Here is a 16,395-nt window from a genome sequence, read left to right on the forward strand (position 1 = left end):
CCATAGGGGCGCGGCAATCTAGTATTTAAGAGTCTCGACGACGCCCTTCTTGAATGTTCCCAGAATGTACATCTGGCTCGTGTAGTTCTTGAGTTCGGCGAGGGCGGCCTGGGCGCGATCCTCGTTCACGTTCGCCTCGAAGGATACGTGGAAAATATATTCCCACGGTTTGTCCGGGTGCGGCCTGCTTTCGCAACGGGTCAGGTTGATTCCGCGCTTGGCGAAGCATCCGAGCGCATTGTAGAGGGCTCCCACCGCGTGATCGTCGGCAAGTTCAAAAAGCATGGTCGTCTTGGCACCTTCGATTCCGTCGAATGTGGCGGGTGATTTCTGGATGCCATAGAAACGCGTGAAGTTCGTTCCCCTCAGGTTTTCAAGCCCTGCCCTTAAAATGTCTAGATTGTAGATCTTGGCGGCGTAGGCACTCGCGATAGCCCCTTCGTCCAAAGCCTTGCGCTCGGCGAGTTCCTCGGCGGAACCGGCTGTATCGAATGCAGGAACTGCCTTGATCTGCGGGTTTTCCGCAAAGAACTTGGAACACTGGGCCAATGCCTGCGGGTGACTGTAGACGCGTTTGAGGTCGGCGAGCTTTACGCCCGGCATCACGCACAGGGTATGCTCGATACGCAGCATGACTTCGCCCACGATACGGTGACGCCATTTGTAAAGCAGGTCGTAGTTTGCTTCGATGGATCCTGCCGTCGAGTTTTCGATGGGAATGGCTCCGCCGTCGGCTTCGCCCGTTTCTACCGCCTGGTAGATTTCCTCGAACGTGTCCATCGGGAGAGTCTCGATACTTTCTCCGAACAGGTAATGCGCGGCGCAGTCGCTATAGGCACCCTTGCGGCCCTGGAATGCAATTTTCTTCATGCTTAGAAAGATAGTAAATGGTGTGTAGTGTGTGATGTGAGATGTGTGATTACTCATTTCACATTACACATTAGTCATTTGTCATTTACCTGAACCTTCTTGCGCCCTGGTACTTGGGGCTCCAGTACTTGTCGTGCATCGGAGAAATCATCACGCCCTTGCTCGTGCTCGCATGGATGAACCGGTCTCCCGAAAGGTACATTCCCACGTGGTCGATTTTCCAGAGGCTCCCGAAAAAGACGAGGTCACCTTCCTTGAGGCTTCCGCGGCTTACGGATTTTCCGCGGCTATCCTTGTACATCTTGGAGGCGCTGTGGTCCAGCGAGATGCCGTAATAGCCTTTGTAGACCTGCATCACGTAGCCGGAACAGTCCGTTTTGGTCTTGGTGGCCATGGCGTAACCGTATTTTGCTCCGAGCCATTGACGCGCGTAGCTTTCGAAACTCCCGCGGGGGGTGGACTTGGCTGCCGCCTTGGCGGTTTCTTTCTTGTTGATGGCGGCACGGGCCTTTTCCGCAGAATTTAGGGGTTTTTTGGCGGAATCCGGAACGGCTGAGGTCGATTTTTGCGATGTCGGAGGCGTTTGAGCCGCGGTTTCGGATGGCTTGCTTGCTGCTTGTGCCGTTGCGGTTTCGCTTGCGGGGACGGGCTTGTAATCGCCGATATTGCGATCGTACCCCGTGCGTACCGGGAACGAACAGCAGACAAGGCCCATGCAAAGTGGGACCAGTACCAACCCGGTAAATTTGGACAGCGAACGCATCAAGGAAAATGTAATTAAAAGAGAAAGCCTGGAAATGTGAATCTCTACACTTTTTTATCTAAACGTAAAAATAAATTGTCTTTTCTGTTTTTTAGAGGTTATATTTCAAAAAGCAAACCATCATACTAAGGAGAAAATTATGAAAATCAAACACTTGCTCGCGTTTGCCAGCTGTTGCGCCGCTTTTGGCCTGGTTGCCTGCGGCGATGATTCCAGCTCCAATTCTACAGGGGGTTCAGGGGAAGTTTATAAAGAAGCTAAAGCTTCGATAATCACCCTGGATGAACAGAACAAGACGATTGTCGCTTATGAATCGAGAAAAAAAGACTACTGTGTTGTCGATGAATTGACCGAAACGGCGTCGTGGAAAACGGTTGATAGGGGTAACGACACCTCGACCGTAGAGTATGAATTTATCTCGTTGGCAGAAAATGAACTTTCGTTTGTCAGGGACAGCTTAGAACTTTCGGTGAACGGAAATACGGCTGTGGTAATAAAAAATGTGTCTACCTATACAGATGAATCCGGAGCGCAGTATAAATATGCTTCGACGTTCGGATTCTTTGTAGGTGGAAGTTCCGCTACAATCAAGGGAACCTGGGTATCCATTCCTTGCGAAGAAAACGACGGTGAGTTGGAATGCTTTGGAATTGGCGATGGTTGGAAACAGACAACCCTGAAAATATCGGACAACTCGATTTCCTTAACGGAAAGGTATATCCCCGGAGAGTACGATGATGAAGAAGATTATGATTACGATGATTATGACTACTATACGGACGACGTGGCTCAATCGGGACTGATGTATTCCATATTGAAAGTCTTGAGCGGAATGCGAGACTATATCAATTCCAATTATTCCATGATGGAAAATTATTCCGAAGACATCGAGGAATTGCAGTCCGAACTTGGTATCGTCGTAAGTTCAAAGACAAAAAATGCAGAAACTTTTGTCCTGAATGGCAAAACATATAGTCTAAAAGTAAGCAAGCTGGTGGCTGATTTTGATAGAAGCGACGACTTCAATTTGGACATGACGATTTCTGCCGACGGTAAGAGCTGCAACTTCTATGATGAACATGTTGAAAGTATCAGTAGTTCTACCTGCAAGGCCGATTTGAAGGGATACTACGTTGGGACAGGGTCTATCTATGACAATGACGAGAATATCATTGGCAAGAGAGTGGAATATTATTCCAAGGACAATACTGTTGAATTTACGATGTGCCTCCAGAATCTCGCTGGGGTGACGAGTAGTGAAACGGAGTATCCTGACGATGACGAAGATAGTTGGATGAACGACGACGAAGAATTGCCGGCATACGATGATGAATATCCGATCGTGAATCCGCTACTCAAGAAATCCTCTAGCAATAAGTCGTCTGCGGCTCAGTTCTGGAGAAATTACAAACGCAACATGAAGAAACTGCGTACGATTCTTCAGTAATTCTAGATAAGGAAACTTAGATTTGCTCCGGGGTAAACACCGGAGCTTTTTCTTATGGGGCTTTGCTCTGGAAAAGCGCGTTATATTCGATGGAACCGGAAAGTTCCCGCAGCAGGTGTACCAGCTGGCGCTCTTTCATGGATTCGACAAGTGTCTTTTCTTCGGAAAGGAGGCTTGCCCCGAAACCGAGCCTGTGGCCTTCTAGGTTGAACCCCATTGTTTCCAGGACGGTAGGTGCGGAATCGAAGGATGTATATTTGCGTCTTGTTTGCGTGGATGTTTTTTTCGGATTGATGTAGATGTTTACGAACCTGCGGTCTGATTGCTTCGATACTGGAAACGGGGACTTGGTCATGAACAGATGGTCCCCTGCAATGACGATTTCGGTGTTGCTGCCGAAAGGTTTTTCCTGAATCCACTTGACGAATTCCCCGATCCTTTTGGAGGTGCAGCTTAGGACTGCGGCGTAATAAGCCCCGTCCGAAGAATTGGCTGGTTTTATCTTGCAGCGTCTGTCAAGAAATCCTCTGGGAAAGTGGGTGTCGATGGTCGTGACGGTCATCGAGAAAGGGGCGTGACCGAGGGTGTCCAAAATGCTTTTGGCATAGTTGAAAACGTCTGCATCGGCAACGCCTGGCCCGCGACGGCGATAGGTTTCGCCCCTGGCCTCGAGTGCTTTTTCGATGTCGTCCTTGTCGTAGAGTTCGTCTATGCCGTGAGCAAGGAAAAAGGGACCCGTGGCACCGAATCTCGCCGGAGTGCCCTGAACATAGAAGTTGCGGTAGCCAAATTGGTGCAGGATGTCGTATATTCCGGGAAGGCTGTCAAAGAAGGTTTCCCCGGTCTTGCCGAAATTGTTCATGACGGACGATCCGCAAAGGAGTGGCATGCCTGTCGTCTTCGATACCATGGAAGAAATTGTCGTTGCAGCCCCGATGATATTCTTTCCGCCTCCGTACGGAAATTTGTCAGAAAAGACAAGACCTTGTTTGTACAGTTGGCTGATTTCCGGGGTAAATTTGAGGAATGTGTTCTCGAAAGATTCTACATAGATAAAGACGAGGTTTCGCGTCGTATCGTCGGCTGACACCATTTCGGGGGAGTAAAGGACAAATTTGTCCTGGTAAAATTTGGAATGGGCTGGTTCTGCGGGCGAGTTGAAATAATAGTCAATGTACTGTTGCCTGGCTTTGGGGGATATGGCGTTCCAGAAAGGGAAGGAACCTGCGATAAATATGACGATGAATGCAATCGCGAAAAAGACCTTGCGGAATTTCAGGTTCTGGTACAGGTCGCAGATTGGCCATAGCAGGGAGAGCGACAAAACAAGCGCGTAGAATCCGACTCTGCTAAAAAAATCCTGGATGAAAACCGATACGAATCCATCGACAGGCATCTGCAGGGTCATGATGGTCAGGTCGGGGTTTTGCACCGGGAAGGTTTTCTTGACCCAAACGAGCGTGGTGGGGAGGGCCAGAAGAAGGAACTGGTAAAGCCAGAGGAAAACGACCTGGAGCGAAAATTTTTGAGAGAATCGTTCGTACTTCTTTTTGTGGAGGTAGAATCGCAGTGCCGTGTAGAGTATGGTCGCGACGATAAAGTCAATTACGGAGCAGTCGAAACGGAAATGCTTGACAAATCCGATTGCGAACGCAAACATGACGATGTAGAGAAGGTCAAAAAAGTAGATGAGCAATTTATTTAAGAGACGGACCATGTGATGCAATTTAGCATTTGAAACGTTTTACAGGTGAACCAGCCCCTGCGTGTTGTTATATTTAACGCATGAACGTTATCAAGAAAACCTTAGTCGCGATTGCCTTGTGTGGGGCTGTCCTGTGCAGTTTTGCCGCCGATGTCAAACCCTACGTGGAAGCGGACGCGCTCCCGAATGCGCTGAACTATTACCCTGCACCCCCCGATACCATGTCGCCGCAGTTTATATATGACATCTCGCAGTACATGTGGGGTAAATCGATGCGTCTCGATTCTGCCCGTGCGGCCCTGGCGGTGGCACAGGCGGCAGAAACCGTCGAAGAGATGGCCGCAATGTTTAGTGAACCCTTCGGCATGGAAATTTCGGCAAAGAAGACTCCTGCCATCATGAATGTTCTTGAACGCGGAATCCGGACGCTTAAGCAGGTGGGTAGCAAGGCCAAAAGACATTACATGAGACGCCGCCCTTACGACCGCTTCAATGAACCGACGCTTGTCCCTGCCGAAGAAGAAAGGCTAAGAACAAATGGTTCCTATCCGTCAGGACATACCATTCGTGCGTGGGCGATGGCGTTGCTGCTTTGTGAAGTGAATCCGTCTGCCCAGGATGCCCTGCTGAAATACGCTTATGAATGGGGGCAGAGCCGCGTGATTGCCGGGTTCCACTGGCAAAGCGACGTGGATGCCTCCAAGGTGCTAGTCTCGGGCGCCTACCCGAGCCTACATACAAACGAAACCTTCATGGCCGACATGCGCAAGGCCCAGGCCGAATTCAAGAAGCTGAAAGCCGCCGGGAAAAAGAAAACTGAAGGGACGAAAAAATGACGAGAATGAATCCTGCGCTATGGGCAATTTCGTTTGCTGGGCTTTGGGCTCTTTCTGCCTGTAGCGATGGTGATTCGTCTAGTAGTGCGTCCAATAGTTCTTCTGCCGAAAAACAGTGTATCGCCAATTTTGACTGCGGCGACTATACGCTGGAAGGTGTTGTTGTCTTGAGCCGCCACAACATTCGTGCTCCGCTTTCTGACAGCAAGTCAACCATCGGTCAGCTTACGCCTCATGAGTGGTACGCCTGGCCCGTAAAGCCCAAGAGCCTCTCGCCGCACGGGGAACTCCTCGAAGAAAAAATGGGTGCCTATTTCCGCGAGTGGATTTCGCAAAACGGTCTGAAGGCCGCCCTTGAAAGTCAGGGCGACGCCGTGCGCATCTACGCCAACTCGATGCAGCGAACCATCGCGACCGCGACGCATTTTGCGGCGGGCATGTTCCCGAAAGCGAATGTGGAAATTGAACATCACTGCGAAGTGGATGTCATGGATTCCATTTTTACGCCGCAGTTTACGTTCCTGAACGATGACTACAAAAAACGAGCCTTGAAACAAGTCGAAGATATGTTTGGCGATGGCTCGCTTGCGGGAATCGGCCGGAAACTGACTGAAAATTACGCCTTGCTCGGCTCCGTCTTGGATATGGAAGAAAGCGTCAGCTGCAAGGAAAAGCAATTCTGCGAATTCGATACCGACGATACAGAATTTATCATGGAAGTCGGCCGTGAACCGAGCGTGAAAGGTTCGCTCACAACGGCGACGGGTGCTGCGGATGCGCTCGTGTTGCAGTACTACGAAAATGCTGAAGAAAATGCCGATTTCGGGCATAACCTGACTGTCGCGGAATGGGAAAAAGTCTCTGCAGTCAAGGACTTTTATGGCAATGTGCTGTTTACCGCACCCTTGGTTGCTGTGAATGTCGCGCGTCCGCTTCTGAAAGAAATCTTGAGTGAGCTGAATGCCAAGGGGAGGCTGTTCTCATTCCTATGCGGGCATGATTCCAATGTCGGTAGCGTCTTGGCCGCTCTCGGTGTGAGCGACTATACGCTTCCCAAGACGATTGAATCCAAGACCCCGATTGGAGTGAAACTGGTCATTGAAAAATGGCGCGGTAAGGACGGTATAGAATATGCCAATATGATCCTAGTGTATCAAACGACGGAACAGCTGCGCAACATGACGACCCTTTCTCTCGAAACTCCGCCGGAATCGTACAAATTAACATTTGATGGCTTGTCCGCAAACAAGGACGGTCTCTACAAAATGACGGATGTCGAAAGTCTCTTCGAAAAAGTAATCGCGAAGTACGATGAATTGTAGTGGATGTCGAATGAATAAGAAAAACGCAGGCTCGATTGAGTCTGCGTTTTAAGTTTATCGAGTGTCGCCCTGGAGTAGCCCGCAGGGTGAATGATCGGTGCCACGAGCTTGCAATTTGCATTGTAAAAGAAATTTTGCTTAAATATGTGGCTTTTTGAGGGGCTAAAAGCCTACTAATACATAGAAGTCGCCTGGCGGGCGACCAAAATCGGCAACAGACGGCCTAAATTCATTTTGTTTTTGAATAAGTAGAGCAGACGATGCTATATTTATGGAGACATAATGTTTTTAGAGTAGAATCTTGTTCCTGTATTGAAAAGTCTGGTAAACTTGATGTTAGCAGGGAACAGGACGTTACTCGCACCCATGTGGTGCGGGTCGTCTGTTGCTTATCGCTAACGGGTTACCAGAGCCTTCAATACGTAAGCCTGCGACTTCGCACCTTTTTTGTATCCCGAAAACGTGCGAACATAGCAGGGCTAGGTTCAAATTCCTCTCACAAGCCGCCTTTGGCGGAAAGGGTGATGTATGAAAAAGAAGGTTATGGCAGTCATTTCAATCGTTGTTCTCGTCTCTATTCTGATCTTTGTTTTCCTTAAATTTTTCTTGAATGTTCTTACCGCTTGTGTTGTAGCTTTTGTAATTGTTGTGGCGTTGAGTATTTTTATCATTCTTTTTCTGAAAAAGAGATATGTCTTTGAAGACTCATTTATTGATTTTTTTAAGGATAATTGGTTTATCGTATTGTTTTTAATGTTTTTTGGTTGGGGTGGCTTATGCTTGTTATTCCTTCAAATTGAAAATATTCCACCTGAGAAAACCGTTGAAATAATTCAAGCACAAAGACTACCTAATAAAGAAATCACAAAACGAATATCATGTGATTCAATTCAACGTTTTATAGAGCAAGATGTATCTGTTGATTCTGTCAAGCATTACCGATACAGGTGGGGCGTTATGAGAAATCATATTGACACGATAAAACATAAGACTCCAAGTTATGTATACGCTTTTTTAAGGAAAGAATACAATTTGAAACAAGATACCATTCTTGGGGGGTATACATTTAAATGTGGTGAAAAAACGCTTGTTGATGTTCAAGAACGATATTTTGAAGGTAGCAAATATAAGCCTTTTACAAGACTCATTATAAGTGAATATAATGAAAATGGGTTTAGAACATATTCAGAATTTAGAAATTCTCCACAGTCTGAAAATGATGATTCTAGTCTTTATGACCTGTTCTTTGATGGAGCGCAAGCTCAGTGGAGCCACACTATAAATGTTCCTCGGTTCTACTGCTCGCTTGCTTCTGGAAAGACCTCTGGTTATTATGCTACATACGCGGAAGCGCAAAATTATTGCGATGAAATTTGTAAAAAATCAGCAGATAAACTATTGTCTGGTTTTGACTATACACAATACAAAGCCTGTTTGTCTACGTTGGATGTTTATCGCTCCTATAAAGAGGAAATTGTTCCTTGTGGTGTCGCAAAAATAACGGTTAATAGGAAACGTGGCTTTTTATCTAGGCGTCCATATTCTTGTAATTCGACTGGAACATGGGAAATGATTAGAGAATGAAGATTAAGCAAATGTCATGAAATTTAACAAAGGAAAGTAACGATGTCTTTCATTGACGATATGTTTTCGCCGCATCCCCAAAGGGATGAAGTGCTTTTTGCCGTAGTCAGTGGCGGAAATTGGGGACGTTTGCCTTCTGGATACGTCTTGTGTTCCGATGGACGAATCTATTTGTATAAAAAAGCCACGTTAAACACCTCATGGAATCTGCTTGGAACGAATTCAAAAATGGCAGAAGAGGTTGCGGAGTTAATAAAGGTGAACGACAATCGGATTTCGGCATTGCCGGAGGATACATTTTGCCAAGGCATTACGGATGGCTGCTTTACAGAAATCCTTTTTTCGGGAAAACACTGTGTGTCGTATATGATAGAACATTGCCCTGATACAGAAGAAATAATCTTCTGGCACAATGAAATCGTTCGTTGCATTAGAGAATACGGTTATCTTCAAGATTATCCCCTTTTGGAACGGCGTTCTTAAGAGAATGACTAAATGACATTACGGACCCGATTATGTTCGGGCTCGTATTCAGCAACAAGCATATCGCGAAGCCTTTTATTGAGCACTTGCTGAACATCAAAATTGATCATTTGGAAACGCCAATTCCAGAGGCGGTTTTGAGTTACGATGCAGAACATAAGGGCGTTCGTTACGATGTCTTCGCGCTTTCGAAGGGCGGTTATTACACCAGTCTCAAGGAACAATATGTCATCTTCTTGTGCCCTATGGATATTTTTGGACGTGGGCATCCCTGTTATCATTTCGAAAACAGGGCAAGTGAAGATCCGAGTATTACTTTGGGAGACCTTTCTTACAAAAATTTTTATATCTTTAAGAGGTACGAGAAGTTTACAGACCCGGTTGTCAAGGCGTACATGAAGTACTTTGCGACTAGGAATGCGGACTCTCGTGAAACAAAAACCATCAACGACCAGGTGTCTCTTTACAAGGCCGATACTCTCATTAGGAACAAGTATATGACTTACGAATTCGACCTTCATGAAAGCGAAGAAAAGGGCAAAACCAAAGCTCAAGTTGAAACTGCTGTAACCATGCTTGCAGATGGTGAACCTGTCGAAAAAATCGTCAAGTATTCGCGACTTTCCGAAGAGGAAGTGCTTAAATTGCGTGAATCTAGCATGGAATCGGCAACAAAGTAATTTAAGATTGTCCCGTAAAAAACGCCTTGCTACATTTCTGTAGCAAGGCGAAATGTTTTAGATCCTGCTCCTTCGAACCTAACTCAACTAAGGCTACAAGTAGCCAAGTTTCGTATATCAACTTCGGCGCAACGCGCCTCCGTTCAGGATGACAATTTGCGACTAGCGCACAACCTTGCGGTCTTCGGCGGTCATTTCGAGGAACTGGGCAACGGTCATTTGACCCTTATCACCTTCCTTTCTCTTGTTGACAGCGATGAGACCTTCAGCCTGTTCCTTTTCGCCTACAATAATCTTGTACGGCACCTTCTGTAGTTCGCACTGGCGGATCTTGTAGCCGAGCTTCTCATTCGACTCATCCACTTCCACGCGGACGCCGGCGTTCACGAGTTCCTTTTCCACGGACTTCGCGTAGTCGACGAACTTCTCGGAAATCGGGAGCACGCGGGCCTGAACCGGAGCGAGCCACAGCGGGAAATCGCCCATAAATTCTTCAATCAAAATGCCGAGGAAGCGTTCGATGGAACCGACTGCGGCGCGGTGCAGCATCACCGGCACATGCTTCTGGTTGTCCTTGCCGACATACTCGGCACCCAGGCGCATCGGCAAGTTGAAGTCCACCTGAATCGTACCGCACTGCCAGTCACGTCCGAGGGAATCCTTCAAAGTGAATTCAAGGTTGACGCCGATGGCGTCCATGGCTGCACTCGGTCATAGAAAAATGCAAGCATTTTTCTGCGACACTCGTTTTGCACACTTTTCGGGCCGTAGAAGGCTCCTTCACCCGGGTTCAGGATGTAGTCGAGGCCAGCGAGCTTCGTTGCTTCGGCGAGGGCGGCTTCAGCCTTGTCCCAGATTTCGTCGGAACCCACGCGCTTTGGACGCCTTTGGCGTCTGCGCTTCGCCTCAGCAATGAAAACAAACGAGTTTGTTTTCGCTGCATTCGGCTTGTGCGCTACTCCGGGCGGGTGGAGAACTTCACCACGATATCGTCGAAACCGAAGTCGTGGTAGATTTGACGCCTTTGGCGTCCGCGGCTGCGCCTCGGTCATGCCAAAATAGCGTAGCGCAAGCATTTTGTCGCGACACTCGGCTTGCACGCTTTCCTTCACGAGGGCGCAGAAGTCGGCCACTTCGTATGTTGGTCTTATGGGCGTTCCCGCACATTCTGTGCGGTCGGGCTATATTTTAGGGGCGGTTGTCTTCGCTTCGCTTGACACCCGCCTCCTAAAACGGCGCTGCAGTGCCGCCCCAAGGGGTCACTATCCCTAACGAAAATGTGGTAGCAAATTAAAACTGAGGAAGCCCCTCTATATAACATCTTAATTCATTGATAATTTTTGCAAAATTTTCAGACTTAGGAATTTTGACAATAGATGCTATATTTTTTTGAATGGCTTTCAATGATTTAGAATCAGTATGAGCTTTTAGAAAACGTCTCCAATTGTCTGCGGGAATTCCAAGTATATCTGTTTTTAAAGTTTCTTCTACAAATTGAGACATAATGCCAGTGCGTGCTAATCGGCCGAAATTTTTTCCACCATCACTACGAGGCTTGTAGTTCGTCTTATCTCGGGCGTTGAGCATGTAAGGCTTAATAGATTTGGGTGTGTCAACGCCCCGTTCATCTAGAGTCATTGGTTCTGGCGTGTTTCTTTCGAACAGCCAGTATCTTTTCATTGCTTCGGATGCTGCCTTTGCGGAATACACCCATGGATTTGTAAGGATTGGTTTCCCACAAACGGCATTACTGAGATACCATGGAATTATGCATAATAAATCACCAGCATCGCAAGCTTCAGATGCTGTTGCGTATCTAAAAGATGGTTCGCCCTCTTTTGAAAGAATAAACCAACTTTTTAATTCAATTCCTAATTTTGGATTTTCGTTGCCATTTTTTGCAACAAGTCTGACATCGGGGAATGATTCGTTTGAACGAATAAAATGATATTCTTCCCAATTTCCATCATCCCAAAGGGGCCTATGAGTGTTTAAGAAAAGAACTACTTTGTTTTCGATCATCGATCCGAGCAAGGTGTTTAAGCTAAACAAGTCTGTCGCAAGGATGCCTGAATAATCATTTTCAATAAAGCATTCTGATGGAAGTGAGGGGAAAACGACAGAACGAAGTCGTTCTATAAGAGTAAATCTGGGATCTTTCGTTGTTATAAAATAATCACTTTCTTTAAATTCAGGCAAAGTCGAACAATCTATGCTTTTGAACGGCGTCCCTTTTTCAGCTAATGTCAAAGAAATATTTTCATTATCGCGATTTGTCATACGGCCACACGCTCCAGTTCAAGTAACCTGTTGTATGCGTTAATATAGGTGCTCTTAGTTATTTCTGCAGAAAAACAGGACCTTCCAAGAGCTCGACAGCACCAGGCTGTGGTTGCTAGTCCGGCAAAAGGATCCCAAACTACATCACCTTCATCAGATGATGTCTGAATGATGTAATCGATGATTGAAATAGGTTTTTGATTGTAATGTATTGCTTTGTGACTAGAGATGTCCTTCAGTCGTTCTTTGCTATGCAATGCAGGACAATTCCACACATTTGTATAACCATGAATGTGATTCCATTTCGCCCGCATAGATTCCCACAGTTTTTCAGACATTTTTTTTCCGTCAATTGTAAAATAGGGCTTTCCAGAAGGATTTCCATATGCATTAGCGTAATCAGAAATCTTTTTCATTGCTTCTGCGGGCGGGAAATACCACATGTCGTCCGATGTGAAATATTTACGAGTGGCAGCATTTCTTACTCCGCAGGCAACGTTTGTTTTATTAAATGGTAAACCAGATCGTTTCCATTCGCTCCTAAGCCAATCCTGCAATTCAAGAAAAGTTCCGTTTTCAGTTTCTATTGAGACTTTTCTTGTATACCTTACGCATATTTCTGTTACAACAGGAGCTTGTCTGATGGTTTTAGAATTCACATTGCCTGCTACATGACTGATACCTTTATTCCAGATAAAGGTCTGCTCATAATTCCACCCATTAACCTCTAAATAGGGATGCATTCTGGCCCATCCAAGTTCTGTTCCCCAAAACCACAAAGTTGTATTTGGTTTTGCGTACTTAGACCATTCTGCAATATGAGGTGCATATGTCTCTGGCAGCAACTTTGTGTCTTTGGGATCTCCTGGGAAACCTCCTATTCCGTAGGGTCCGTCAACAAAAATAACCGTTGGAGCTGGCCAATATGCGTAGCAATCAAGAGAATTCTTGTTTTCTAGAACAATTTTGTGTGAACCCAATTCTTGGACAAAAGCTTTCATAAGAAAAGTGCCTTTTTTTGGTAAAATATAAATTTTTTTTAGAAATCGATCGGCTTTGGATGAAATAACTAATCTAAATGAGTTCTATCTAGATAATTTTGAATCGAAAATTTTTTTTCATTAAGAAGCATTCTTTTTCATCTATGCTTTTTTGTGCAAGGAAAATGTAATCATGTAAAGGGGGGGGGGGGGACGAATGTTTGTCAAAATTCTAGAATCTACACATAAATCTCCTTTGTTCAGCGCTAGAATTAAATATATCTTTTTTTGGTGTCATAATGTGTCATTTGTTTTTTTGCAAAAAAAACGCAGGCTCAGACGAGTCTGCGTTTTCTAAAAGGCGATGCCGGAACAAAGTCCGGCATGACATGTTTGGCGACTAGCGCACAACCTTGCGATCTTCTGCGGTCATTTCCAAGAACTGGGCGACAGTCATCTGACCCTTGGGGACTCCTACGGAGTCCTTCCCGCTCGCCTCGGTCATGCCGGTGTGCAAGCACCCCGTCGCGACACTCGGCTTAGGCGGTAATCGCCTTCCTTTCTCTTGTTGACTGCGATAACGCCTTCAGCCTGTTCCTTTTGGACTCCTACGGAGTCCCAATCGCAGCGGCTCGGCAATGGGCAAATGCGTTTGCCCGCTGCTCTCGCCTTGGGCGGTTGTCGCCAACAAAAAAACGTAGGCTCGAAGGAACCTACGTTTGCAAATGACATTCGGTTATTGACTAACGGACGACTTTTCTGTCGTCTTCCGTCATCTTGAGGAAGTCAGCGACAGTCATAGAGCCCTTGTCGCCGTCCTTACGCTTACGCACAGAGACAACTCCATCGGCAACTTCCTTCTCACCAACGATGAGGAGGTAAGGCACCTTCTGCAATTCGCACTGGCGGATCTTGTAGCCGAGTTTCTCGTTAGATTCGTCGACTTCCACGCGGACGCCGGCGTTCACAAGTTCCTTCTCGACCTGCTTCGCGTAGTCAACGAACTTCTCGGAAATCGGGAGCACGCGGGCCTGAACCGGAGCGAGCCACAGCGGGAAATCGCCCATGAATTCTTCGATAAGAATACCGAGGAAGCGTTCGATGGAACCCACGGCGGCGCGGTGCAACATCACCGGAATGTGCTTCTGGTTGTCCTTGCCGACATACTCGGCACCCAGACGCTGCGGGAGGTTGAAGTCCACCTGGATAGTACCGCACTGCCAGTCACGACCGAGGCTGTCCTTCAGCGTGAATTCCAGCTTCGGGCCGTAGAAGGCACCTTCGCCTGGGTTCAGGATGTAGTCGAGGCCAGCGAGCTTCGTTGCTTCGGCGAGGGCGGCTTCAGCCTTGTCCCAGATTTCGTCGGAACCCACGCGCTTTTCCGGGCGGGTGGAGAACTTCACCACGATATCGTCGAAACCGAAGTCGTGGTAGATTTCCTTGACGAGGGCGCAGAAGTCGGCCACTTCGCTTGCAATCTGGTCTTCGGTACAGAAAATGTGGGCGTCGTCCTGCACAAAGCCGCGCACGCGCATCAGGCCGTGCATGGTACCGGCAGGTTCGTAACGGTGGCACTTACCGAATTCGGCAAGGCGCATCGGAAGGTCACGCCAGCTACGGAGCCCCGTGTTGAAAATCTGGATGTGGCAGGGGCAGTTCATCGGCTTCACGGCCATTTCCACGTCGCCAGCCAGCGTCTTGAACATGTTCTCGTTGTACTTGTCGGCGTGGCCGGACTTGATCCACAAAGTCTTGTTCACGATTTCCGGCGTGATCACTTCGAGGTAGCCGCGACGGTCAATCTTCCCGCGGATGTAGTCCTTGAGGGCGTTCACCATCTTGGTGCCCTTCGGGTGCCAGAACACCATGCCCGGAGAATGGTCTTCAATGTGGTAGAGGTCCATTTCCTTGCCGATCTTGCGGTGGTCGCGCTTTTCGGCCTCTTCCAGGAACTTCAGGTAAGTTTCGAGACCTTCCTTGTCGGCAAAGCAGGTGCCATAGACGCGGGTCAGCTGGTCGCTGTTCTGGTCGCCATGCCAGTAAGCACCAGACATGGAGAGCACCTTGAAATTCTTGAGCTTACCGGTACTCGGCACGTGGGGGCCGGCACAGAGGTCTTCAAAGTTCTTGCCCGGTTCGCCAGTCACGTAGAAGCTGAGCGTACCGTCGCTACCTTCGCGGGCGAGAGCGCGCTGCGCGTTGTCCGTCTTGTACTTGTCGCCCTCGGTGCGCTTCAGGCCATCGGCGGCGCTGACTTCGCAACGGGTAAACGGACGGTCTTCCTTGATGATTTCCTTCATGCGCTTTTCGATGCGCTCGAAATCCGACTGCTGGATCGGGGTCGGTGTCATCAAATCGTAGTAGAAACCCTTTTCGATAGCCGGACCGTAGGCGAGCTTGGTGCCCGGGAACAGGTCGCAGATGGCTTCGGCAAGCACGTGGCTGCAGCTGTGACGCAGGAGCATCAGAGCATCCGGGTCGTCGTTGCTCGGCGTGATAATCTTGATGGTGCCGCTCTCGGTGAGCGGGCGCGTGAGGTCGAGGACCTTATCGCCGAGTTTGACGCCAAGCGCCTTGCGTGCAAGACCTTCGGAAATGCCCTTCGCAATTTCGAGGCCGGTGGTGCCCGATGCTACGGAACGTACGGAGCCATCGGGGAAGGTGAGTTCGATTTGAGACATAAATAATCCTTTTTGTGGGCGGTTCTCGCCCGGTTCCCCAGAAATACGACATCTGGCGGTGCGCGCAAATGTAGAATTTGATATAAGATGTGGCTAGTGGGAGGGGGAAGAATCCCCCTGATTGCAGCCCGCTACGCGGTCTTTCATCACCCCTTCGCCTAGGGGCTTAGCCCCTAAGACCCCGTAAAATTGTATCTTGTGATGGAGGTCTGTAATTATGAGGTTCCTTCTTTTGGCAGTCGCGCTATTGCTTCTTTCGACAAACTGTTTTGCGAAAGACTGGCCAATCAAGCATATTATGCATTGCTCATTAATGCGTAAAGGCGTGATAGCGGACGACAGCACTTGCAACGAGTATTTTCATGAAAAAGATTCTATCGATGTTGTTCGAGATTCCCTCACGCAATATATCGCAAAGCACAGCGCCTTTGATAAAAAAGAGAGAAGGCTTACGTTCAAGGACATTGACGCTCAAGAATTTTCACGAAGGAATAGACTGCATGGTGAAGCATTCTTCGGCTATGTGGCAAAACAGTTTTTCAGCACGCCATCAACACTGATACCCAAAAAACACATCGAGAAAAAAGATTACTGGATTGTTCCCTGTTTGCTCTCCTGGATGGAAGAGGGGGCAATAAATGACGGAGAAACCGCTTTCTGCATAAGCAAGGACGCAGTTTGGCCGTGCTATAGCGAATGGGAAAAGGAAAAATAGTATTTGCCAAATACGCGCGAAGTGCGCCAAGATAAAACGCCATTACAGA

The 16,395-nt window shown here is 47.7% G+C and carries 15 protein-coding genes; 7 read left to right on the forward strand and 8 right to left on the reverse strand.

Annotation, left to right across the window (positions count from 1 at the left end):
* Nucleotides 1-18: 18 nt before the first annotated feature.
* Nucleotides 19-870 carry a prephenate dehydratase gene (locus BUA93_RS00265; RefSeq protein WP_072976439.1) on the reverse strand — a complete coding sequence of 284 codons (852 nt, stop codon included), beginning with the start codon at nucleotides 868-870 and terminating at the stop codon, nucleotides 19-21.
* Between the two features lie 85 nt (nucleotides 871-955).
* The gene (locus BUA93_RS00270) at nucleotides 956-1,633 is read right to left on the reverse strand and encodes a C40 family peptidase (RefSeq protein ID WP_072977203.1); all 678 of its coding nucleotides are present in this window, start codon (nucleotides 1,631-1,633) and stop codon (nucleotides 956-958) included.
* A 139-nt stretch (nucleotides 1,634-1,772) separates the two neighbouring features.
* On the opposite strand from BUA93_RS00270, the gene BUA93_RS00275 reads away from it, so the two are divergent.
* A complete protein-coding gene (locus BUA93_RS00275; RefSeq protein ID WP_072976440.1) occupies nucleotides 1,773-3,080 on the forward strand; it encodes a hypothetical protein in 1,308 nt (435 codons plus the stop codon).
* 52 nt (nucleotides 3,081-3,132) lie between these two features.
* Here the strand turns inward: BUA93_RS00275 and BUA93_RS00280 are convergent, their stop codons facing one another.
* Nucleotides 3,133-4,797: an LTA synthase family protein gene (locus BUA93_RS00280; protein WP_072976441.1), complete on the reverse strand. Its 1,665-nt coding sequence runs from the start codon at nucleotides 4,795-4,797 to the stop codon at nucleotides 3,133-3,135.
* Nucleotides 4,798-4,865: 68 nt separating this feature from the next.
* Between BUA93_RS00280 and BUA93_RS00285 the strand changes: the two genes are divergently transcribed.
* The 5 genes from BUA93_RS00285 to BUA93_RS16455 all read left to right on the forward strand — a co-directional run bounded on the left by BUA93_RS00285 (nucleotide 4,866) and on the right by BUA93_RS16455 (nucleotide 9,690).
* The gene (locus BUA93_RS00285) at nucleotides 4,866-5,621 is read left to right on the forward strand and encodes an acid phosphatase (RefSeq protein ID WP_072976442.1); all 756 of its coding nucleotides are present in this window, start codon (nucleotides 4,866-4,868) and stop codon (nucleotides 5,619-5,621) included.
* The gene (locus BUA93_RS00290; RefSeq protein WP_139257626.1) at nucleotides 5,618-6,943 is read left to right on the forward strand and encodes a histidine-type phosphatase; all 1,326 of its coding nucleotides are present in this window, start codon (nucleotides 5,618-5,620) and stop codon (nucleotides 6,941-6,943) included. The genes BUA93_RS00285 and BUA93_RS00290 overlap by 4 nt, the downstream gene beginning before the upstream one ends.
* 528 nt (nucleotides 6,944-7,471) lie before the next feature.
* Nucleotides 7,472-8,527, forward strand: a complete 1,056-nt coding sequence (locus BUA93_RS00295; RefSeq protein WP_139257628.1) for a hypothetical protein — start codon at nucleotides 7,472-7,474, stop codon at nucleotides 8,525-8,527.
* Nucleotides 8,528-8,569: 42 nt separating this feature from the next.
* The gene (locus BUA93_RS00300; protein ID WP_072976444.1) at nucleotides 8,570-9,010 is read left to right on the forward strand and encodes a hypothetical protein; all 441 of its coding nucleotides are present in this window, start codon (nucleotides 8,570-8,572) and stop codon (nucleotides 9,008-9,010) included.
* Between the two features lie 32 nt (nucleotides 9,011-9,042).
* Nucleotides 9,043-9,690: a hypothetical protein gene (locus tag BUA93_RS16455; protein ID WP_072976445.1), complete on the forward strand. Its 648-nt coding sequence runs from the start codon at nucleotides 9,043-9,045 to the stop codon at nucleotides 9,688-9,690.
* Nucleotides 9,691-9,852: 162 nt separating this feature from the next.
* On the opposite strand, the gene BUA93_RS16460 is transcribed toward BUA93_RS16455, so the two are convergent.
* The 5 genes from BUA93_RS16460 to thrS all read right to left on the reverse strand — a co-directional run bounded on the left by BUA93_RS16460 (nucleotide 9,853) and on the right by thrS (nucleotide 15,631).
* Nucleotides 9,853-10,389, reverse strand: a complete 537-nt coding sequence (locus BUA93_RS16460; protein WP_072976446.1) for a threonine--tRNA ligase — start codon at nucleotides 10,387-10,389, stop codon at nucleotides 9,853-9,855.
* The gene (locus tag BUA93_RS16465; RefSeq protein WP_072976447.1) at nucleotides 10,353-10,823 is read right to left on the reverse strand and encodes a hypothetical protein; all 471 of its coding nucleotides are present in this window, start codon (nucleotides 10,821-10,823) and stop codon (nucleotides 10,353-10,355) included. Before BUA93_RS16465 ends, BUA93_RS16460 begins: the two co-directional genes overlap by 37 nt.
* Before the next feature lie 157 nt (nucleotides 10,824-10,980).
* Nucleotides 10,981-11,970 carry a hypothetical protein gene (locus BUA93_RS00320; protein ID WP_139257630.1) on the reverse strand — a complete coding sequence of 330 codons (990 nt, stop codon included), beginning with the start codon at nucleotides 11,968-11,970 and terminating at the stop codon, nucleotides 10,981-10,983.
* A complete protein-coding gene (locus BUA93_RS00325) occupies nucleotides 11,967-12,971 on the reverse strand; it encodes a DNA methyltransferase (RefSeq protein WP_072976450.1) in 1,005 nt (334 codons plus the stop codon). Before BUA93_RS00325 ends, BUA93_RS00320 begins: the two co-directional genes overlap by 4 nt.
* A 722-nt stretch (nucleotides 12,972-13,693) precedes the next feature.
* Entirely contained in the window at nucleotides 13,694-15,631 is a 1,938-nt protein-coding gene (gene thrS / locus BUA93_RS00330) for a threonine--tRNA ligase (RefSeq protein ID WP_072976452.1), read from the reverse strand.
* A gap of 217 nt (nucleotides 15,632-15,848) precedes the next feature.
* Between thrS and BUA93_RS00335 the strand changes: the two genes are divergently transcribed.
* Nucleotides 15,849-16,346 (forward strand): hypothetical protein, encoded by a 498-nt coding sequence (locus BUA93_RS00335; RefSeq protein WP_072976453.1) that lies wholly within the window; start codon nucleotides 15,849-15,851, stop codon nucleotides 16,344-16,346.
* The last annotated feature ends 49 nt before the right edge of the window (nucleotides 16,347-16,395 follow it).

The organism is Fibrobacter sp. UWH4 (genome assembly GCF_900142475.1).
Lineage (GTDB): Bacteria > Fibrobacterota > Fibrobacteria > Fibrobacterales > Fibrobacteraceae > Fibrobacter.